This window comes from Paenibacillus pinihumi DSM 23905 = JCM 16419, assembly GCF_000422505.1.
Lineage (GTDB): Bacteria > Bacillota > Bacilli > Paenibacillales > Paenibacillaceae > Paenibacillus_D > Paenibacillus_D pinihumi.
Map to the genome: position 1 here is coordinate 316941 of NZ_KE383864.1, position 19764 is coordinate 336704.

The window sequence follows — 19764 nt, forward strand, 5'->3', positions numbered from 1 at the left end:
TATTATTTTTTAAAGGGATGCTCCAGTTCTTCATGCCCCATCAAGCTTTCTACCGCCTGACCATCAAGCAGCAGATCAAGGGACTTTACTTCATCAAATTGAAAGACTGTATTGCGAATGGCTTCCAGTGCCAGAACCTCTCCCGGGGCACCCAGTCTGGCTTCCTCAGGCAAAGACAAATCAACCGTTACGTCCCCGTCCTTGACCGTGACTGAATTGAATACGGCATGCTCCCAGAGCGAAATTTCATTCTCGCCGCCATTTTGCTGCAATGCCTTCAGCGCCGCCTCTATTTTTTCTTTTTCATCCGAGAATTCAATCTCTGTATCACGAGATTTAAGCTCGATTAATTGGTCATCCGTAGAAAATACTTTGATCGTTTGTTTTTGTTTCGCGTCAGCAGGCGGCTGCGTTTCCGTCTGTCCTGTACCTGTCGTCGGATTGACCGGCTGTCCCGGATTTCCACATGCGCTAGCAACAACTGCAAGTACCGCAATCGGCATCAACCATTTAAAATTCAGCTTCATACTTCTTCCTCCTGTTTCGGTTGAGATTTCAGAGACCTACTACTTCAGCTTGAAGTATTCCTTGATTCCAGCAACAATTTCCTCAGCCATGCGCTGTTGGGCCGCTTCATCATACAGCACTTTTTCATCCTCTTTGTTGGAGATGAATCCGCTCTCGAGGAGCACAGCCGGCATCGTCGTTTGCTTAATGACAACAAATCCCGCTTTTTTCACCTTGCGGTCAGGAAGTCCGGTTGCCTTAACGAGATGCTTGTGAATGATGTTAGCCAGTTCTTTGCTGCTTTCACTATAGTAGTAAGTTTCCGTACCTCTTGCAGTTGTACCGAAGCTGTTGGCATGAATGGAAATGAAAATATCAGCCTTCAAATTATTCGCAAATTTGGCACGGTCATTGAGTTCTACGAACGTGTCATCTTCACGGGTCATATAAACTTCAATGTTTTTCTCTTTCTTCAGCAGTGCTTGTACTTTGAGCGCCAGACTCAGATTGAATTCCTTCTCTGTCCGATTAGAGACGCTTTTCGCTCCCGGGTCATGTGCCCCGTGGCCTGCGTCAATCACAACACGGAATACACCATTAGGCTTGTCCGACGGCTGGTCTACCGGAGGCTGTGTTTGCTGGTCCGGATCAGCCTTGCCTGTCAACTCAATCCGGATAACGCCATCGGATTGGGCTACTTCATAAGTGGAAGCCTGGCTCAGATCAAGAACCACGCGCACGGTAGTCGGAGATTCCGTCAAATTGTACCGCACCTGGCTCAGCAGCGGATGCTCCTTCACTTCCAGCTTGCCTTCCCCGTTGCGGGCCCCTGTAGGCGCCAGCTTGAAGCCAGCGGTGAACTCCGGTGCAAAGGCTGCTGCTGGAAGATCAAGTACAATACGGTCCGGTCCTTGCAAAGCAAAGGCCTGTCCGGGCGTAATTTCTCCGTCATAGCTAATGATAACGCCCGAAGTTCCGTCAAATTCAATTCCCTTCAGCACACCTGCCGCATCAGCAGGTACGGGTCTTGCATCAAGGGTTTCCAGCGGATCAGGCTGAACGCCGTTATCAGGTGTTTCCCCTTCGGCTGGGGGCGCCTGTTTTTTCGTCAAATAAATAGATTGAGACTCCTGTACCCAGTCTACATTCAGTCCAAGCTGCTCGCTTACAAAACGGAGCGGAACCATTGTTCTGCCTTTTAGAAGCTGTACAGAGGCATCAAGGTCTACCTTTTGTCCGTTGACCTGTGCCGTCTTGTTGTCAATCTTCAATTCAATGCTTGTCGTATCATTATGTATGGAAACTGTCTTTGTCTGAGCGACATACTCAATTGAACTGCCCAGCTCATTTGTAATAAAGGAAACAGGAACGAGAGTATAATCCTTAACAATAATGGGGTCAACATCGGGCACAATACTTTTTCCATCCAGAAAAAGTTTGGGAGCGGTGGCGGCATGACCCTGGCCTGGCCATAAGACAAAAACGAACAACACCAACAACATCAAATTCACTAACTTCTTCATTATTCACCTCGGTTGCGTAATTGGCCGTATCGAATTGCCGCATTCGACTATTCTCAGACAACTAATTAGACGATCTTTGACAGAAAAAGTTGCGTTTCGAGGTAAATTTTACGTATTTTCATCGTTTTCAAAAATGAAAAGCAGTCTAAACGGCAATCTGTGGCATGCAGCCAGCCAACTGCTCCCTAAATTCGACGCCGTATATATTCCAAAACAGACCCCGAATATTCGGGGTCTGTTTTAAGAATGCGCGATATGATATTCAGCCTCTTTGGGCCCAAGCTTCAATTAATAGACAACGCGGGCAGCTTCATAAGCTGAAATTTTATCTTCATGTTGAAGAGTAAGACCGATATCATCGAGTCCTTGCAGCAGGAATTGACGACGGTGCTCATCCAGGTCAAAAGAAATTTCCAGACCAAAATCGTCGGAAAGCTTTTTGTTTTCCAGATCTACGTTCAGCTTGTAACCCTCGTGGGCAGCTGTACGCTGGAACAGGTCTTCGACTTGCTCTTCGCTGAGCTTGATCGGCAAAATGCCGTTTTTGAAGCAGTTGTTATAGAAAATATCAGCGAAAGAAGGTGCAATAATGCATTGGAATCCATAGTCCAGAATCGCCCATGGAGCATGCTCACGGGAAGAGCCGCAGCCAAAGTTGGCACGGGAAATGAGCACAGATGAGCCTTCATAACGCGCTTTATTCGGTTCGAAATCCGGATTTACCTCTCCGTTTTCGAAAAAGCGCCATTCATAGAACAAAAATTGGCCAAAGCCGCTGCGCTCGATGCGCTTCAAAAATTGCTTTGGAATAATAGCGTCAGTATCTACGTTAACGCGATCTACAGGCGCAACGATTCCGGTCAGCTTTTTAAATGGTTCCATATCTGTATCCATCCCCTCTTGTATAAGGACCTGCGCTCCGCGCCCTCTTGAAAAGAACAGCAAGATGCAAAATCCTGCAAGCAGGCAGCTGCCGCCGCACACGATCCTGGCAGCAGCCCCTCCAGCTATTAAACTTAAACTCTATATCAGACTCTATTCGTCTATCATTGCAAATGAAATAAATCTCAAACCTTCAGGCAGTTTAAACAGCAGCCTCAGCCTTGCTCTTCCACTCGCGGACATCAGTGAAGCGGCCTTTGATAGCAGCTGCTGCAGCCATTGCAGGAGATACCAGATGCGTACGTCCGCCGCGGCCTTGACGTCCTTCAAAGTTACGGTTGGAAGTGGAAGCACAGCGTTGTCCCGGCTTCAGAACGTCCGGGTTCATCGCCAGACACATCGAGCAGCCTGCATCACGCCATTCAAATCCGGCTTCTTCAAAAATTTTGTCCAGACCTTCTTTTTCTGCCTGAATTTTAACACGGCCGGAACCAGGTACAACAATCGCAGTAACCTTCTCGCTGACTTTGTAGCCTTTCGCAATTTCGGCAGCCGCTCTCAAGTCTTCGATCCGTCCGTTCGTACAGGAGCCGATGAACACATAATCGATTTCGATTTCAGTAATTGGCGTTCCAGGCACAAGACCCATATATTCAATCGCTTTTTCAGCAGCTTTGCGCTCATTCTCAGTTGGCAGGCTGGAAGGTACAGGGACAGTCGAAGTAATGTCTGTACCCATGCCCGGGCTTGTTCCCCAGGTTACTTGCGGAATCAGGCTGTCCACATCGAAGTCGACAACTGTATCATACGTTGCACCCTCATCAGTTGTCAGTTCTTTCCAAGCTGCTACTGCCCGGTCGAACGCTTCGCCTTGTGGAGCGTACTCGCGTCCGCGCAGGTATTCAAATGTTGTTTCGTCCGGTGCAATCAGACCTGCACGCGCACCCGCTTCAATAGACATGTTACATACAGTCATGCGCTCTTCCATCGACAGGCTGCTGATCGCCTCACCTGTGTATTCAAGCACGTAGCCTGTTGCGAAGTCTGTGCCGTATTTGGCGATAACACCCAGAATCAAGTCTTTCGCAGTAACACCAGGCTTGCGTTTTCCGATGAAACGGACTTCCATTGTTTTCGCTTTGGACTGCTGCAGACATTGCGTTGCGAGCACGTGTTCAACCTCGCTCGTTCCGATACCGAATGCCAATGCGCCGAATGCGCCGTGTGTGGAAGTATGGCTGTCGCCGCAAACGATCGTTTTGCCCGGATGAGTAAGTCCGAGTTCAGGACCCATTACGTGCACAACACCTTGATCGATGCTGTCCAGATCGTACAGCGTAACGCCGAAATCTTTACAGTTCTGTGTCAAGGTATCGATTTGTTGCTTGGAGATCGGGTCTGTGATGTTGAAACGGTCCTTAGTCGGAACGTTATGGTCCATCGTTGCAAACGTCTGATCAGGACGACGCACCTTGCGGCCTGCCAAGCGAAGGCCTTCAAACGCCTGCGGAGATGTTACTTCATGAACCAGATGCAAATCAATATAAATTACACTTGGCTTGCCTTCCTCTTGATGAATAACATGATTGTCCCAAATCTTCTCAAACATGGTTCTCTTTGTCATTTCTTTCACCCCGTAATTGTGATCAGGATTTCAAAAATCCTTTTTGCCCTGCGGTCCGTCATTCTGACGCATGAAAATTCTAGCTCTATCTTATCATTTCTTTCTTCATTGTTCTAAGATATAATATCTATAACGTTGATAGGTTTAAACTATTGCCGATCACGTTTTTGCATGCAGCTTGACCGTCTATATCGATCTTGAATGTGCATTCAACTCACGATTATTCCCACTTCTATATAAAGGAGATTTCATGCCATGGAGCTACGACAATTGCATTATGTTATCCAAATTGCTGCGGAGAAGAACTTCTCCAGAGCAGCCGAAAAGCTTCATATCGCCCAGCCATCCTTGAGCCAGCAACTCTCCAAGCTGGAAAAGGAAATCGGCGTATTGCTGTTCAGACGGACGACGAATTCCGTCGACCTCACCCATGCCGGAGCCGCCTTCGTGGAAAAAGCACAAGCTATACTTGATGCTGTCGATCAGCTCAAGCAGGAGATGGACGATCTTGCCCATATGCGAAAAGGCCGCCTTGTCGTTGGCAGTCTGCCGATTACAGGCTCTCATGTGCTGCCGCTCGTTCTGCCGGTATTTCAATCCCTCTATCCGGAAATTGAAATTGTGCTGGTCGAAGACAGCTCATCCAAGCTGGAGCAGCTTACAGCAAGCGGCCAAACCGACCTCAGCCTCCTGTCGCTGCCCTTGCAGGAGCCTTCCCTTTCCTGGGAGCCTCTTATTGAGGAAAAAATCTGCCTCGCGGTCCCTCCGCAGCACCGGCTGGCCCAAGCAGCCGCGAATGACGGGGGCCCCGGTGTCCGGATTGAGGATCTCCGCCATGAACCGTTCATTATTTTGAAGAAGGGTCAGGGCTTCCGGAAAATTACGCTCGATCTGTGCCAAAATGCCGGATTTGAGCCGCGTATTGTATTTGAAAGCACAAATATTGAGACCGTCCAGTCGCTTGCCGCCGCCGGGATGGGAATTGCATTCGTCCCGATGATGGTAGCCCGCGCAGGCTGGAGCCAGCTTGCTCCCGCATATCTGCGGCTCGCGGAGCCGGCCCCTTCCAGAACGCTGGTGATTGCCAGCCGCAAAGGGCGTTACCTGTCAAAGGCGGCCGAAGCCTTCATCCAGACGATGAAGACGACGGTCGACCAGTATGAACAGGAAACACCCTGGCCAAAAAAACCTTCGCAATTATAAGTAGAAGGATGGCCTGCGGTCTTCAAATACCGGAATGCGGGTGCGGACCTCGTCAACGAGCGAGACATCAATCTGCGCCCGCAGTATGGTTTCTTCTTCTCCCGCTTCAGCGACAATTTCGCCCCACGGATCAATAATCAGGGAATTCCCGAAAAAGTTTGTGCTGCCGCTCGTGCCGACACGGTTGCATGCAATGACGTACATCTGATTTTCAATTGCCCGTGCTGTCAGCAGCGTACGCCAGTGATTCAGCCTTGGATGCGGCCATTCTGCCGGAACAAATAGAATCTTGGCTCCGTCTAACGCCAGCTTCCGGGTCAGCTCCGGAAAACGGATGTCGTAGCAAATCATCAGTCCGGCAGGTGTGCCTTCAATATTCAGCTCTCCAAGTTTGCGGCCCGCCTGAAGATGCTTTTCCTCATCCATCAGCCGGAACAGATGAATTTTCGAATAGTCCGCCGTCTTATCACCCTCGCGGTTGTAAACATATGCCGTATTGTAGACGCCATCGCTTCTTTTTTCTGCGATTGAACCGCCGATCAGATGTACCGAATGCTCGCGGCTGAACGCCGACAGCAGCTCATGAGTCGCTCTGCCTTCTTCATCAGCAAGCTCATTGATTTGTTCAAGCGCATAGCCCGTGTTCCACATTTCCGGGAACATAATGACATCCGGCTTGACCCCGCCTGCGACAGCCTCGTGGAGCTTTGCTTTCAACCTCGTAAAATTGGCTTCCGTATTCCCCGCCTCGATATGCATTTGAATCAGGGCCACTTCAAGCTTGTTATCGTTCAAAGCCTTTCCCACCAATCCTCATAGTCAAATAATATTCCTACATATTAGCATAGCCTGTCATGGATCGTTGTCAAGATGGGAACAGTAAAAAAGGATCCTCGCAAGCGGAAGGAATTTCGTGCTTTATTTCCGCTTTGCTGTCCATCTTTAATGAAGCTATCTAATGAAGGAGATGACGCTGCAATGACGATCAAAATACAAAAATGGGTGCTGGCTGCCATGCTGGGCTGGATGTGCCTGATTATGCTCGATTCCGGGGCTGCCGCTGCAAATGGAGCGCGGGATCATAAGCCTGTTCAAATCTTTGATATTCAAGCCGGAAAAGTGGTCAAGACGATGGAGAATGATCAGCAATTCCAGCAGTATGCAGCCGGCTGGCTTGCTTCTGTAAGCGGCCTGTCCCCCCAATTTACGCCGGAAAATAAATGCGGCTATGTATTCAGGGTCCCGCTGGAACAGCCGATCGAGGTCAAAGCGGGTGAAATCAAAGTGACTGCGTCTGATGTGTTTCTCTTTTATTGTCCGGAAAAACCTGCTTCACTTTTAATATTTGACGCCGAACGCAAGCCTTACATTTTAAGCTTCAAATCAGATTTGAAACCCTTCCTCCGCAAAGTTGGACTGCCTGCACAATAGCAGGCAGATTTTTTCTTGCATCCGCTACTAAAATCTCGACACCCGTGCATAAATCTGATACATTTAAAATCAATATTTTGCACGATGTGGAGTGTTAAACATGACATTTAATCCTACTATTCAAATAGGCGAGCCTGCCGAGCGCATGAAAAGCCTGCCGAAGCAGTTTTTCGCCTCACTGGTTCAAAAAGCAAACGCCCAGGTAGCCAAGGGCAGAGATGTAATCAATCTGGGACAGGGCAACCCTGACCGTCCCACCCCGCCCCATATTGTAGAAGCACTGCAAGGCGCGGCAGCCAACCCGTTGTATCACCGGTACAGCCCGTTCGGCGGCTATGCCTTTCTCAAGGAAGCGGTGGCGAAGCGGTATAAGGAAGATTACGGCGTGGATGTTGATCCGGAATCCGAAGTGGCCATTCTGTTCGGAGGCAAAACAGGGCTGGTGGAAATCAGCCAATGCCTGCTCAACCCTGGAGATACTTGCCTTGTGCCTGATCCGGGCTATCCGGACTACTGGTCAGGCGTTGCGCTCGCAGGAGCGTCCATGTCCTTCATGCCGCTTATGGAAGAGAACGGGTTTCTGCCTGACTACAGTGCCATTGACCCTGCTGTAGCCGATCGTTCCAAGCTGATGTTCATTAACTATCCGAACAATCCGACCGGAGCGGTTGCAGACAGCGCCTTTTATGAAGAAACGGTCCGCTTCGCTGCCAGGCATAATATCGCAGTAGTCAGCGATTTTGCTTACGGTGCGATCGGCTTTGGCAATGAGAAGCCTGTCAGCTTCCTGCAAACGCCTGGGGCGAAGGAAGTTGGTTTTGAAATCTATACGCTCTCCAAGACGTACAACATGGCAGGCTGGCGCGTCGGGTTTGCTATCGGCAATGCGAAAATGATTGCGGCGATTAATCTGATACAGGATCATTATTATTGCAGCCTGTTCGGCGGTATCCAGGAGGCAGCCGCTGTGGCGCTTACCGGTCCCCAGGACTGTGTGCATGAGCTATGTTCCGTGTATGAGAGCCGGATGAATGCCGTATACGATGCGCTTGCGGGGATTGGCTGGAAGGCCAGCCGTCCGGGCGGCTCGTTCTTCTGCTGGCTGCCGGTACCTGAGGGTATGAATTCATCGGATTTTTCCGATCTTGTGCTGGAGCAGGCGGATGTCGTAGTCGCTCCCGGCATCGGATTCGGTACCCATGGCGAAGGCTATGTCCGCCTTGGTCTGCTTACCTCCGAGGAACGGCTCAGCGAAGCCATTCACAGAATCGGAAGGCTGGGCGTGTTCCGTTAGAATCTTTACACCTTACGCCAGTCGTGATATGCTTGTGAGAATAGAACCTGACACACAAAACGTTATGACGAGCCCCATAAGCTTGCCTTTCATTCGCGTCCAGAGAGTTGACTCCACTGGCTGGAAGAGTCAACCGTGAAGCACGCTTATATCCTAGGCTCCGAACGGCCGGATTCAAACCGGACAGTATGCCCGCTGTTACCCGGGCAAGAAGCTGGATGAACCTGCACGCGCGGGATTCATCAATTAAAGGTGGTACCGCGGAAGCACAGACTTTCGTCCTTTTTTTAGGACGGGGGTCTTTTTATGTTTTTGGAGCGTTTTGAGGTTATACCATAGGAGTGATTATATGGGAGAGAGAATAATAGTCAAAATTGGAAGCAGCTCGCTTACCTCGGATCAGGGCGGCCTCAACCAAGAGCGTATTCGCTTCTTTGCCGATGAGCTGTCTGCTCTGCATAAGGCTGGTTATGAGGTTCTGCTTGTTACCTCCGGGGCAATTGCTGCCGGTTTTCGTAAAATCGGCTATGAGACGCGGCCAAAGCTTGTGCATGAGAAACAAGCGGCGGCAGCTGTCGGTCAGGCGCTGCTCATGCAAGCCTATCAGGAAGCGTTCGGGCTCAATTCAATCGGCGTCGCGCAAATCTTGCTGACACGCTCAGACTTTTCCAACCGGAAGAGAATTCATAATGCGCTTGCGACACTGAATGAACTGCTGTCCTGCAATATTTTGCCCATTATTAATGAAAATGACACGGTTGCGGTTGCTGAAATCAAGTTTGGCGACAACGACACATTGTCCTCACTGGTAGCCAATCTGGTGAAAGCAAAGCAGCTGATTATACTTACAGATACCGACGGCCTCTATACCGCTGATCCACGGACGAACCCCGAAGCAAGACGCATCGAACGGGTGGATCAAATTTCTGAGGATATTGAACGCATTGCGGGCGGAGCAGGCTCAAGCGTCGGTACAGGCGGAATGCGATCCAAAATTGATGCGGCCAGAATTGCCATGCGCGGCGGCGTTCCCGCTTTTATCGGAAAATTGCCGGGCGGGGGCGGCCTGCTTGAAGCTGTTAACGGACATGGACACGGCACTTATTTTGATACGGTCGAACATAATCTGCCTATGAAAAAACAATGGGTCGGCTTTCATTCCTCTCCGCAAGGGACCGTAACTATTGATGAGGGGGCAGAAACTGCGATCCTTAGCAAAGGTAAAAGCCTGCTTCCCGCAGGCATTACACATAGCGAAGGCGAGTTTCATCCCGGAGATGTCATAGAAGTCATTAATCCGGATGGAGTTGTTATCGGGCGCGGTGTTGTCAACTATGCTTACTGGCAGGTTCAGGCCGCTGCCGGCCTAAGCACAACCGAAGTCCGCAAGCGCCTTGATGTAGCCCGGATTGAAGTCATTCACCGGGATGAATGGGTGGCGTTAAGTTAGCAGGAGCAACTTTTTCCGGATGATTTATTTGGCTCAATCTAAGAATCAGTTTTTACAGCCTAACATCGCACGAGCGGAGAGGAAGAGGGAGACTGGAGAAGCGAAGCGTTCGCCTTTGTCCCCGGATTTCAACCGCTGAGCCGGTTACATTCAAGAAATCTGGGGACAACAGCGATCGAAATCCCCCTCTTGCCCGCAGCGCTCCCCCAAGTTGGTGTCAAGCACTGATTTCTGTGTAAAACCATTCATTTATACCTATTTTAAGGAGGAGTTAACATGAGTGAAGTAAGAGAAAAAGCCGCAAAGGCCAAGCAAAAGGCAGCTTTGATGAGCTCGCTGACAACCGCCCAAAAGAACGAAGCACTGCTGCTTATGGCTGACGCGCTCGTAACTGAACAGCAGTCAATTATTGAAGCCAATCAGCTGGATATGGACCGCGGAGAGCAAAACGGTACAAGCAAATCGCTCCTGGACCGGATCAAGCTGACAGAGGAACGTATCGCCGGCATTGCCGAAGGACTGCGTCAAATTACGGAGCTTCCTGATCCGACAGGTACTCAGCTTGACAGCTTCGAGCGGCCAAACGGACTGCGTATCCGCAAAATTCAGGTTCCGCTTGGCGTAATCGGAATTATATATGAAGCACGTCCCAATGTTACTGTCGACGCGGCGGGACTTTGCCTCAAGACCGGCAACGCGGTCATCCTGCGCGGCGGCTCGGCAGCTATCAGCTCCAACAAGCGGATTATCGCGGTGCTTCAAGACGCCCTCTCCCGTTCCGCAATTCCAGCGGATGCTCTGCAATTGATCGAAGATACCGACCGGTCGTCCGTAGACGAGATGCTGAAGCTGAACGGACTGCTGGATGTCATCATTCCACGCGGCGGCGCTTCCCTGATCCGCAATGTCGTTGAAAATGCAACCGTTCCGGTAATTGAGACCGGAGCCGGTATTTGCCACACTTATATTGATGATAGCGGCCAAACACAAATGGCAAGCGACATCGTCTTTAATGCCAAGGTTCAGCGCCCGTCTGTGTGCAACTCGATCGAAACGATGCTCGTACATGAGCAGTTTGCCAAACTCCATCTGGCTGAAATCGCCGGGCGTCTGAAAGAAGCCGGTGTAGAAATTCGCGGCTGTGAAACAACACTGAATCTGCTCGGTTATGGTACACCGGTCACTGAAGAAAACTTCGCGACTGAATATAATGATTACATCATTAATGTGCGCGTTGTTAAAAATCTTGATGAAGCACTGGCGCATATCGCAAAATACGGGACCATGCATTCCGAGTGCATCGTGACAGAGAATGAAGACAACGCAGCGCGTTTCCTGCAGCTTGTCGACGCGGCAGCCGTATATCATAATGCTTCTACACGCTTTACTGACGGCTTTGAATTCGGCTTCGGTGCTGAAATCGGAATCAGTACACAAAAGCTGCACGCACGCGGTCCAATGGGCTTGCCTGCACTCACATCCACCAAGTTTCTGGTTGTTGGAAACGGCCAAATCCGGGGATAATTGAAAGGAGATTTTGCAAATGTCTGCAAGTGAACTAACGTTATCCGTCAATGCCGGAATCGGCAAGCTCAAGCTGGCTTTCTTTGGCGCAGGATCAATGGCTGAGGCGATTGTCCGCGGCCTTCTGGAGCGCCGGCTCACTTTGCCCGGCCAGATATCGATGATTAACCGCCAGGATCAGGAGCGACTGAAACAGCTTCATGACCGTTATCATGTCATTACGCCTTTTACCGAGGATGCCAAACAGCAAAGTCTGGAACAAGCAGATATTATTTTTCTGGCAATGAAGCCCAAGGACGCCCAGGGAGCTTTGCTTCATCTGAAACATTTTGTGCAGCCGCATCAGCTTGTTGTCTCCCTTATTGCAGGTTTGTCAATCCGGACAATCGAACGTCTGCTGGAGACCAGCATTCCTGTAGTCAGAACGATGCCAAACACCTCAAGCACGATCGGCCTTGGCGCAACAGGCATTTGCTTTTCCCCATCCGTATCAGATCGTTTGCGCAAACTGTCTGAGGAAATCTTCCATTCGATCGGGATTACGGCTATTGTCGAGGAAGAAAGCCTGCTTGATGCAGTAACCGGACTTTCAGGCTCTGGTCCGGCCTATGTCTATTATTTGATGGAGTCCATGATTGAAGCCGGGAAAAAGCTGGGGCTGGATGATGAAGCAGCACGCACGCTGACGATCCAGACCGTGATCGGAGCCGCACATATGGTACAGTCCACCGGGGAAGAGCCTGCCGAGCTCAGACGCAAAGTAACATCCCCGAACGGCACAACCCAGGCTGCATTAGAGCTGCTAAACAGCCACAATGTCTCGGAAGTATTCGGCAAAGCCATCGCCCGTGCCGCTGAGCGTGCCGCTGAGCTGGGGGCGATGATTGAAGGAGGAAACAAGTAATGGGCAATTACTGCGTAGCGACTTACCGCAGCTTTGATGACAAGGCTGATTTTCATAAAAAAGCACAATCCATTGCTGTCGGCCTTACGGTCGGCAGTTGGACAGAGCTGCCCGAAGCACAAAAAGCCGAGATGGAGAAGCATCTTGGCATCGTCAAGCAGGTGAACGTGCATGAATCTGATGTGCCGGGCGGACGCTATGCCGATATCCGGATTGCCTATCCGGATATCAATTTCAGCCGCGACATTCCGGCGCTGCTCGTCACCATCTTCGGCAAACTGTCCATGGACGGCAAAATCAAACTGCTCGATATTGATTTCAGCGAGGATTTTCTGGCCGCATTCCCGGGTCCGAAATTTGGCCTCCAGGGTATCCGTGATCTGCTTGGCGTGCATGACCGTCCGCTGCTGATGAGCATTTTCAAATCTGTCGTCGGACATGATCTGGACAATCTGCGTGAACAGTTTTACAAGCAGGCGCTTGGCGGCGTAGATTTGATCAAGGACGATGAAATTTTGTTCGAAAATCCGCTGACTCCGATTGAAAAACGTGTCGAGGTCTGTATGGATGCAGCACGCAAGGCCAGTGAGCAGACCGGACAAAAGCTGCTCTACGCTGTTAATCTGACTGGTCCGACTTCACAGCTGGCTTCCCAGGCCCTAAAAGCCATTAATGCCGGAGCTAACGCCCTGCTTTTCAACGTACTGTCTTACGGTTACGATGTCCTTCATGAACTGAGCAGCAACCCGGATATTACGGTGCCGATTGCGGCTCACCCTGCGCTTGCCGGTGCATTGTATCCGTCTCAGCATTATGGGATAGCGGCACCGCTGCTGCTGGGCAAGCTGATGCGTGTTGCTGGAGCCGACCTGTCGCTATTCCCTTCTCCTTACGGATCCGTCGTGATGCCGAAGGAGGAAAATCTTGCGGTCAGGGAAGCATTGCTCGATCCGTCCCTTCCGGTCAAAGCTTCTGTACCCGTCCCTTCCGCTGGCATTCATCCAGGCATCGTGCCGCTGATTTGGAAGGACTTCGGACTTGATGTCGTCGTGAATGCCGGAGGCGGCATTCACGGTCATCCGATGGGTACTGCTGCAGGCGGACAAGCTTTCCGCCAGGCTATCGAAGCAGCGATGAATAATGTTCCGCTGGAGGACAAAGCAAAGCAGCATCCAGAACTTGAACAAGCAATCGCTTTATGGGGGATTAAGAAATGAGTCATGTCAGACAGCGTGAAAAAGTCATTTTTTGCGATTTCGACGGTACGATTACGGAGAATGACAATATTATCGCAATTATCAAGCATTTTAATCCGCATGGCTGGGAGAAGATTGCAAACGATGTGATTGCCCAGCGCAAATCCATCCGTCAGGGGGTTGGCGAGTTGTTCCGCCTCCTCCCTGCATCCATGCAGAAAGAAGTTGTTGACTATGCGATCTCGAATGTACGAATCCGCAGTGGATTCAAAGAACTGCTGAACTACTGCAAGGAGCAGCATATCCCGTTTTATGTGACGAGCGGCGGCATCGATTTTTTCGTTTATCCGGTTTTGTCCGCCTTTGATATTCCGAATGATCACATCTATTGCAATGGCAGCGACTTTTCAAGCGAACAAATCGAAATTACTTGGCCTCATCCTTGTGATGGACACTGCAGCAACGACTGCGGCATGTGTAAAACAACCATCATGCGCCGCTTTGACCCGTCGCAATTTGAACGGATACTAATTGGCGACAGCGTCACCGATTTTGAAGGCGCAAAGCTGGCAGATCTGGTATTTTCCAGAGCTCATCTTACCGAGAAATGCAAAGAGCTGGGATTGCCGTACGTCCCTTATGAGACCTTCCATGATGTGATTGCACATCTGGAGCAGACGGCCTCCCTGCCAGAAGAAAGGAACGACTGACCCATGACATTTCAACAAATTGCAACTGAAGACAAGCAAAAGGCGCTCTCCGAGCTGAGAGACGTTAAATCGCTGTTCGCCTCCCGCGGCTGGTTTGCGGGAACGAGCGGCAATTTATCCGTGCGTGTCGGGGACTATACTCCTGAGCAATTCCATTTTGCTATTACTGCCAGTGGTAAAGACAAATCACAACAAACGCCTGAAGATTTTCTGTTCGTGGATCAGAACGGCAAGCCTTGTGAGACCACCAATTTAAAGCCGTCTGCCGAAACGCTGATTCATTGTGAAATTTACCGGCTAACAGGCTGCGGCGCGATTTTTCATACACACACCGTATTTAATAATGTCATCTCCGAATGGTTCTGGGATCGCAAATCCGTACCTGTGGATGGTGTGGAGCTGATTAAAGCTTTTAACATTTGGGAAGAAGAGGCACACATCGACATTCCGATCGTGTCCAACTATGCGGACATCCCTCGCATCGTGCCTGAAGTCACAGAAAGCCTGAATCCGCAAATTCCCGGCATCCTGCTGCGCAAGCACGGCATCTATGCCTGGGGCGCCAATGCTTTTGAAGCGAAGCGCCATCTGGAAGCATTTGAGTTTCTGTTTGAGTATGTGTATCGCTGGGAACTACTGAAGGGACGGGCGTAAGTCAGACGGCGAAATGATGAATCGTTTCCTCCCTCTTCATGCATGAAATATATTTTAAAAGAGATTTGCCTAACAGCGGGCCTGCTGACTGGCAAATCTCTTTTTTTGCTTGTCCATTAATGAATTACATTTATCAACGATCCGGCTTTTTAAAGACTTTAAATCCCCCAATTGCTACTAATCAAAGACATCATATTAAACCATAATATAAGGAATCGTTTCTCAAGGCAAGGATGCTTTTTCATACAAAATGGGCTTATAAATGTAATGATTTAGATATGCTGCAGATTTATTGTATAATGATTGGATGGACATAAGAAAAGAGGGAACGAATGCCTACAATACTTGTTGCTGACGACGATGCAAACATTCGCGAACTCGTCTGTTTATTTCTCCGAAAAGACGGATTCCAAACGGTTGAAGCTGCTGACGGCAAGGAAGCGCTAACCGCCTATGCCTCGGCACATGTCGATCTTGTCGTGCTTGATATAATGATGCCGGTTATGGATGGTTGGACATTATGCAAGGAACTGAGAAGAAGCAATCCCGATCTTCCTTTACTAATGCTGACGGCAAGAGGCGAAACATGGGAAAAAGTGAAAGGGTTCGAACTGGGAACGGATGACTATTTGACGAAGCCATTCGACCCGTTGGAGCTGACAGTCCGTGTCAAAGCACTGCTGAAACGATACCGCATTGGCTCCACGCAAATCATTCAGTCCGGCAGCCTCACTCTTGACCGGCAGACATATAAGGTGACGAGAGGAACGGAGTCGCTCACGTTGCCGCTCAAGGAATTCGAGTTACTTTACAAGCTCGCCGGAACACCCGGGCAAATCTATACCCGTGAGCAGTTGATTGACCAGATTTGGGGGATCGATTACACCGGAGATGACCGAACGATAGACGTACATATTAAACGACTGCGGGAACGGTTTGCGGATACTTCCGATTTTCGAATTGAAACGGTGCGCGGTCTTGGCTACCGGCTTGAGATGAACGAATGATTAAATCGTTATATACACGCGTTGTGCTGACTTTTCTGTTCTCTATAATCGGGGGCACTTTCATTACTTACGGTTTCTCAACTTGGGTATACAAAGATAAATTAAATCAAAACCTGCAAATGACCTTGCTCCACTTTGGCCAGGATATCGTCCGGATATACGAGACATTTCCGTTACGTGAAGCGGATTCATTCGTTAGTGAAATGCAGCAGCTCAGTTCCTATCATATCCGAATTTACGGGCAAACGGGCCAGTTTCAGTCTTACGGGGCGCTCAATGGGCACAATGCTTTCGATTTGACTATGAAACAAGTAAACGATGTGCTGGATGGGAATGTTGTGGAAGTCAATACGAATGGTATTGCACCTCTCGTCATAGGCTTCCCTTTGAAGACTGAGGCAGGTACGAAAGCGATGTTTGTGGAGCCGGTCACCACTGCTTCCCTTTCTTTTCTCTTCAAATTTCTGGCCAATTCTTTGATAGCAGGAAGCCTGTTGATGTTAATTGCCGCCATATTTCTGGTAAGACCGATCAAACAGCTCACAAAAGCAACAAGGCGGATCGCATCCGGAGATTTTAACATCAAGCTGAATATTAAGCAAAAAGGTGAGCTGGGTACTTTGGCTCGCAGTTTCGAAGACATGATGCATGATTTGCAGCAGCTGGAGCAAATGCGCAGAGAGTTCGTCACGAATGTATCACATGAGGTTCAGTCACCGCTTACCTCGATATCCGGATATGCGCTTGCGCTCAAGCATGAAGATATTACGGATGAAGATCGGCGCCGTTATCTGACTATTATCATTGATGAAGCGAAGCGGATGTCCAAAATGAGCGACAGCTTGCTTAAGCTGAGTTTGCTTGAATCACAATCACAGCAGCTGCGGCTGGTCAAATTCAGCCTGGACGAGCAGATAAGGCGCGTAATCGTGGCCTTGCAGCCGCAATGGTCGGCCCGCAACATCCGTTTTGAACTTCATTTGAAGGCCGTCCACCTGTACGCTGACCATGATCTGATTAATCAGGTATGGACCAATATCATCGGCAACAGCATCAAATTTTCTATCGATGACAGCGTAATTAACATCAGTATGAAACAGGATATAAAAAATGTAACAATCCGAATAAGCGATGCTGGCATTGGAATTTCCTCTGAGGATCAGAAGCGCATATTCGAACGTTTTTTTAAAGCTGACCGCTCCCACAGCCGTAAGTATAACGGCAGCGGCATGGGACTGGCCATCGTCAAGCAGATTGTCACGCTTCATCAAGGCAACATTCGCGTGGAAAGCGAGCCTGGACAGGGAACGACCTTTATTGTCATCTTGCCTATTACAACGCCGACTGCGTAATTGTTAGCATATGCAAGTAAATTTACAGCATTTTTTGGCCTGTTCATATTCAGTTCATATTGCCGTCATGCGGAGTACATCTTTGTAATTTAAACTTTTTATAACGGCCCGCAAGGCAGCCAATAGACAGATGAGGAAAGGTGCAAATATGATTAAAAAACTACCTATGCTTTTACTAAAATCACTACTCGTATTAATTATTGCAATCGGCGTTTTTATCGCTGTTGTTTTTATCGTTAATATGGTCAGCAGCAAATCGGAACAAGGGAAAATCCAGCCCTACGGTCAGTTCGTTCCTGTGGACGGGAAAAATATGAATGTATTGATCCAAGGAAAAGGGGAAGAAACAATCGTGCTTCTGACGGGCCAAGGGACAGCAGCGCCGGCATTGGATTTCAAACCGCTTATAGAGGAGCTGTCCCCATTTTACAAAGTAGTCGTAATTGAGCCTTTTGGTTATGGATTAAGTGATAAAACGGACAAGGAAAGAACGACTGAAAATATTGTCAGCGAGTTGCATGAAGCTTTGCAACAGCTTCATATTGACAAGTTTATTTTAATGGGACACTCCATTGCAGGCATTTACGGGATCGACTATGTAAACAAATACGAACATGAAGTGACTGCATTTGCGGGAATCGATACCAGTGTTCCAACACAACCCGGCATGGATGTCGAACTCCCGCTTCAGACGCTGAATCTGGTTCAAAAATCAGGGTTCGCCAGATTGGTTATGAAATTTAGTGATGACCCGTATGATGGACTGCCATATGATAATGAAACAAAAGAACAATTGAGAATGCTTCAACACAAAAACCTTTATAATTCCAACACCTTAAATGAACTGGAAAATATTTATCAGAATTTTAAAGCTACAGAACATTTAACATTCCCGAAAAATCTTCCCGTTATTTTGTTTATACAAGCAAACAATACAGGTGTGGAAGGCTGGATACCGCTGCATGAAAAGCAAGTCCAAGATTCACTGCACGGAAAAGTGATTCAATTTGATGGAGGACATTACTTGCATCATACCTTCTCCAAAGAAATTGTCGAGAATTTCAGAGGGTTCATGGCTGAGACAAAAAAGGAAAGCTAATGTGGCGACGGGAACTGACGAATCCCCTTCATCTCTGCATCACATTCAATCTTTTCAAATGCCTTCTCCAGCTTGCATATCATATTCCTAATCTCCTTCGGATCTGTGAACTGGTCAATGATCTCATTTACCGGGTACTTACAGGCATCCGTCAGACCGCGATTTGTTGCAATTTTAATCCAGTGTTTAAAGATTCGGAATAAGCCGGTCGGGAGCTTTTCAAGCACGTTTGCCAGACGCTTCATCTCTTTCATGAAAGCATGAACTTCCGGTTTGCGCTCCAGCAGGAATATAACTCCAATAAGATTGGATAGTTCCTCAAGCTGTTGTTCATCAAAACCGTGAATATCAGTCAGCAAATATTTATAATGAAGCAAATCGATGAATATCCGCTTACTGGAAAGCAATTGTTTATATGCTTTATCATGCGGGAAATAAATTTGTTCCTTCTTCTCATTCAAATCAATCAGATCCCTTCTCCCAAAAACTCCATTTTATTGTAAATCAACAATAACCAGGAAGTAAACAATTTACTTATAAGTTCATTCATTGGATTCCCAATTTGAAAAAGAGTTGACACAAGCGTAAACGACTTTGCCGTCCTTGGAAAGGACGGTAATAGCTTCGTTTCGCGTAGACATATAAGCCATTTCTAAAGTGAAACTTATAAAGGCTTATATGTTAACAAAAAAAAGGCCGAGCTATTGCGCTCAGCCTTTTCCATTGCGATATCTTTGAGTATGTGACCTAGCCTCATCCACATTGGTAATGCGGTTGCGGCCCCATTCCAGCAGAATCCGGTCAATATACCGGAAATACAGCTTTCCGGCAAAAACCGCTTCTTTCAGTGCGAAACGAATCAGCTCATCCGAGAACTTGTCCTCATCCAGCCAGCCGCTGATCATATCGAGCTCCATGGGAGAAAGCGGACGGCCAAATTCCTGCTCGAACAATGTATACAGATTGACCTCAGACACCGGGGGAGCTTCCTCAGTCCCCGCTTGTGAGGCACTCTCCTGCTTGCCGGAACGTGCCCGGCTCAAGTAGAGTTCTACAGCCTGGTCCATCCAACCGGACCAGTTATACCGTTCATACTGCATGCCGGAAACAGGGTCGCGATGCTCATCAATCATCAGCATCCCTTCCTTCATCAGCCGCCGCAGCAATTGTCCGATCTCCTGCGTCGTTTTCCCCATTCGCTCTGCAAGCTGCTCAGGGGTAGGGAAATCAACCCCTTCGGCCTGCTTGAAGCCCATCAATTGCAGCAGCAGCAGCAGCTCGGTGTCGGTCAGCCCCAGCTCATGATACGTTTGCAGCAAAAGAAGAGGGGTATACACCCCTCCCTCCTGCATAAATGAGGTCAGCCCTTCAATGCGATTCCATTGTTTCTCTGTCAAGCTCCAA

The 19764-nt window shown here is 48.8% G+C and carries 19 protein-coding genes; 12 read left to right on the top strand and 7 right to left on the bottom strand.

From position 1 onward, the window contains the following. Nucleotides 1–2: 2 nt before the first annotated feature. The 4 genes from H583_RS0115395 to leuC form a co-directional block, all read right to left on the bottom strand. Entirely contained in the window at nt 3–527 is a 525-nt protein-coding gene (locus tag H583_RS0115395; protein ID WP_028561225.1) for a GerMN domain-containing protein, read from the bottom strand. Between the two features lie 39 nt (nt 528–566). Next, nucleotides 567–2030: an N-acetylmuramoyl-L-alanine amidase family protein gene (locus H583_RS0115400; protein ID WP_028561226.1), complete on the bottom strand. Its 1464-nt coding sequence runs from the start codon at nt 2028–2030 to the stop codon at nt 567–569. 288 nt (nt 2031–2318) lie between these two features. Further along, nucleotides 2319–2912, bottom strand: coding sequence for a 3-isopropylmalate dehydratase small subunit (leuD, locus tag H583_RS0115405; protein WP_028561227.1), 594 nt, complete (start codon nt 2910–2912; stop codon nt 2319–2321). Nucleotides 2913–3114: 202 nt separating this feature from the next. After that, a complete protein-coding gene (gene leuC, locus H583_RS0115410) occupies nt 3115–4536 on the bottom strand; it encodes a 3-isopropylmalate dehydratase large subunit (protein ID WP_028561228.1) in 1422 nt (473 codons plus the stop codon). 255 nt (nt 4537–4791) lie between these two features. Between leuC and H583_RS0115415 the strand changes: the two genes are divergently transcribed. After that, a complete protein-coding gene (locus H583_RS0115415; protein WP_028561229.1) occupies nt 4792–5739 on the top strand; it encodes a LysR family transcriptional regulator in 948 nt (315 codons plus the stop codon). Here the strand turns inward: H583_RS0115415 and H583_RS0115420 are convergent. Further along, the gene (locus H583_RS0115420; protein WP_028561230.1) at nt 5734–6534 is read right to left on the bottom strand and encodes a carbon-nitrogen family hydrolase; all 801 of its coding nucleotides are present in this window, start codon (nt 6532–6534) and stop codon (nt 5734–5736) included. The genes H583_RS0115415 and H583_RS0115420 overlap by 6 nt on opposite strands. A gap of 183 nt (nt 6535–6717) precedes the next feature. Here H583_RS0115420 and H583_RS0115425 point away from each other — a divergent pair, with 183 nt between their 5' ends. The 11 genes from H583_RS0115425 to H583_RS0115475 all read left to right on the top strand — a co-directional run bounded on the left by H583_RS0115425 (nt 6718) and on the right by H583_RS0115475 (nt 18360). Continuing rightward, complete coding sequence (locus tag H583_RS0115425) at nt 6718–7170, top strand: hypothetical protein (RefSeq protein ID WP_036709803.1); 453 nt, start codon at nt 6718–6720, stop codon at nt 7168–7170. A 100-nt stretch (nt 7171–7270) separates the two neighbouring features. Further along, nucleotides 7271–8464, top strand: a complete 1194-nt coding sequence (locus H583_RS0115430; RefSeq protein WP_028561232.1) for a pyridoxal phosphate-dependent aminotransferase — start codon at nt 7271–7273, stop codon at nt 8462–8464. Between the two features lie 349 nt (nt 8465–8813). Beyond that, nucleotides 8814–9914: a glutamate 5-kinase gene (gene proB / locus H583_RS0115435; protein WP_028561233.1), complete on the top strand. Its 1101-nt coding sequence runs from the start codon at nt 8814–8816 to the stop codon at nt 9912–9914. Nucleotides 9915–10190: 276 nt separating this feature from the next. Then, the gene (locus H583_RS0115440; RefSeq protein ID WP_028561234.1) at nt 10191–11438 is read left to right on the top strand and encodes a glutamate-5-semialdehyde dehydrogenase; all 1248 of its coding nucleotides are present in this window, start codon (nt 10191–10193) and stop codon (nt 11436–11438) included. A gap of 19 nt (nt 11439–11457) precedes the next feature. Continuing rightward, complete coding sequence (proC, locus tag H583_RS0115445) at nt 11458–12342, top strand: pyrroline-5-carboxylate reductase (RefSeq protein WP_036709806.1); 885 nt, start codon at nt 11458–11460, stop codon at nt 12340–12342. Next, entirely contained in the window at nt 12342–13559 is a 1218-nt protein-coding gene (locus tag H583_RS0115450) for a 2,3-diketo-5-methylthiopentyl-1-phosphate enolase (RefSeq protein WP_028561236.1), read from the top strand. The genes proC and H583_RS0115450 overlap by 1 nt, the downstream gene beginning before the upstream one ends. Continuing rightward, entirely contained in the window at nt 13556–14248 is a 693-nt protein-coding gene (locus H583_RS0115455) for a 2-hydroxy-3-keto-5-methylthiopentenyl-1-phosphate phosphatase (protein ID WP_028561237.1), read from the top strand. The genes H583_RS0115450 and H583_RS0115455 overlap by 4 nt, the downstream gene beginning before the upstream one ends. 3 nt (nt 14249–14251) lie before the next feature. Next, nucleotides 14252–14902, top strand: coding sequence for a methylthioribulose 1-phosphate dehydratase (mtnB, locus tag H583_RS0115460; protein WP_028561238.1), 651 nt, complete (start codon nt 14252–14254; stop codon nt 14900–14902). A 332-nt stretch (nt 14903–15234) separates the two neighbouring features. Beyond that, nucleotides 15235–15909, top strand: coding sequence for a response regulator transcription factor (locus H583_RS0115465; protein ID WP_028561239.1), 675 nt, complete (start codon nt 15235–15237; stop codon nt 15907–15909). Next, nucleotides 15906–17261 carry a sensor histidine kinase gene (locus tag H583_RS0115470; RefSeq protein WP_028561240.1) on the top strand — a complete coding sequence of 452 codons (1356 nt, stop codon included), beginning with the start codon at nt 15906–15908 and terminating at the stop codon, nt 17259–17261. Before H583_RS0115465 ends, H583_RS0115470 begins: the two co-directional genes overlap by 4 nt. A gap of 148 nt (nt 17262–17409) precedes the next feature. Continuing rightward, nucleotides 17410–18360: an alpha/beta hydrolase gene (locus H583_RS0115475; RefSeq protein WP_211228340.1), complete on the top strand. Its 951-nt coding sequence runs from the start codon at nt 17410–17412 to the stop codon at nt 18358–18360. Here the strand turns inward: H583_RS0115475 and H583_RS0115480 are convergent. Together H583_RS0115480 and H583_RS0115485 are read right to left on the bottom strand one after the other, a co-directional pair. Further along, complete coding sequence (locus tag H583_RS0115480) at nt 18357–18821, bottom strand: hypothetical protein (RefSeq protein WP_028561242.1); 465 nt, start codon at nt 18819–18821, stop codon at nt 18357–18359. The genes H583_RS0115475 and H583_RS0115480 overlap by 4 nt on opposite strands. A 249-nt stretch (nt 18822–19070) precedes the next feature. Next, nucleotides 19071–19757: a DnaD domain-containing protein gene (locus H583_RS0115485; RefSeq protein WP_028561243.1), complete on the bottom strand. Its 687-nt coding sequence runs from the start codon at nt 19755–19757 to the stop codon at nt 19071–19073. Nucleotides 19758–19764: the final 7 nt, after the last annotated feature.

Excerpts from the sequence above, each read along its gene's own strand:
- mtnB (WP_028561238.1), top strand. The coding sequence starts at position 14,252 with ATGACATTTCAACAAATTGCAACTGAAGACAAGCAAAAGGCGCTCTCC.
- H583_RS0115400 (WP_028561226.1), bottom strand. The coding sequence starts at position 2,030 with ATGAAGAAGTTAGTGAATTTGATGTTGTTGGTGTTGTTCGTTTTTGTC.
- proB (WP_028561233.1), top strand. The coding sequence starts at position 8,814 with ATGGGAGAGAGAATAATAGTCAAAATTGGAAGCAGCTCGCTTACCTCG.
- leuD (WP_028561227.1), bottom strand. The coding sequence starts at position 2,912 with ATGGAACCATTTAAAAAGCTGACCGGAATCGTTGCGCCTGTAGATCGC.
- H583_RS0115425 (WP_036709803.1), top strand. The coding sequence starts at position 6,718 with ATGACGATCAAAATACAAAAATGGGTGCTGGCTGCCATGCTGGGCTGG.
- leuC (WP_028561228.1), bottom strand. The coding sequence starts at position 4,536 with ATGACAAAGAGAACCATGTTTGAGAAGATTTGGGACAATCATGTTATT.
- H583_RS0115395 (WP_028561225.1), bottom strand. The coding sequence starts at position 527 with ATGAAGCTGAATTTTAAATGGTTGATGCCGATTGCGGTACTTGCAGTT.
- H583_RS0115440 (WP_028561234.1), top strand. The coding sequence starts at position 10,191 with ATGAGTGAAGTAAGAGAAAAAGCCGCAAAGGCCAAGCAAAAGGCAGCT.
- H583_RS0115475 (WP_211228340.1), top strand. The coding sequence starts at position 17,410 with ATGATTAAAAAACTACCTATGCTTTTACTAAAATCACTACTCGTATTA.
- H583_RS0115430 (WP_028561232.1), top strand. The coding sequence starts at position 7,271 with ATGACATTTAATCCTACTATTCAAATAGGCGAGCCTGCCGAGCGCATG.
- H583_RS0115465 (WP_028561239.1), top strand. The coding sequence starts at position 15,235 with ATGCCTACAATACTTGTTGCTGACGACGATGCAAACATTCGCGAACTC.
- proC (WP_036709806.1), top strand. The coding sequence starts at position 11,458 with ATGTCTGCAAGTGAACTAACGTTATCCGTCAATGCCGGAATCGGCAAG.
- H583_RS0115415 (WP_028561229.1), top strand. The coding sequence starts at position 4,792 with ATGGAGCTACGACAATTGCATTATGTTATCCAAATTGCTGCGGAGAAG.
- H583_RS0115455 (WP_028561237.1), top strand. The coding sequence starts at position 13,556 with ATGAGTCATGTCAGACAGCGTGAAAAAGTCATTTTTTGCGATTTCGAC.
- H583_RS0115470 (WP_028561240.1), top strand. The coding sequence starts at position 15,906 with ATGATTAAATCGTTATATACACGCGTTGTGCTGACTTTTCTGTTCTCT.
- H583_RS0115450 (WP_028561236.1), top strand. The coding sequence starts at position 12,342 with ATGGGCAATTACTGCGTAGCGACTTACCGCAGCTTTGATGACAAGGCT.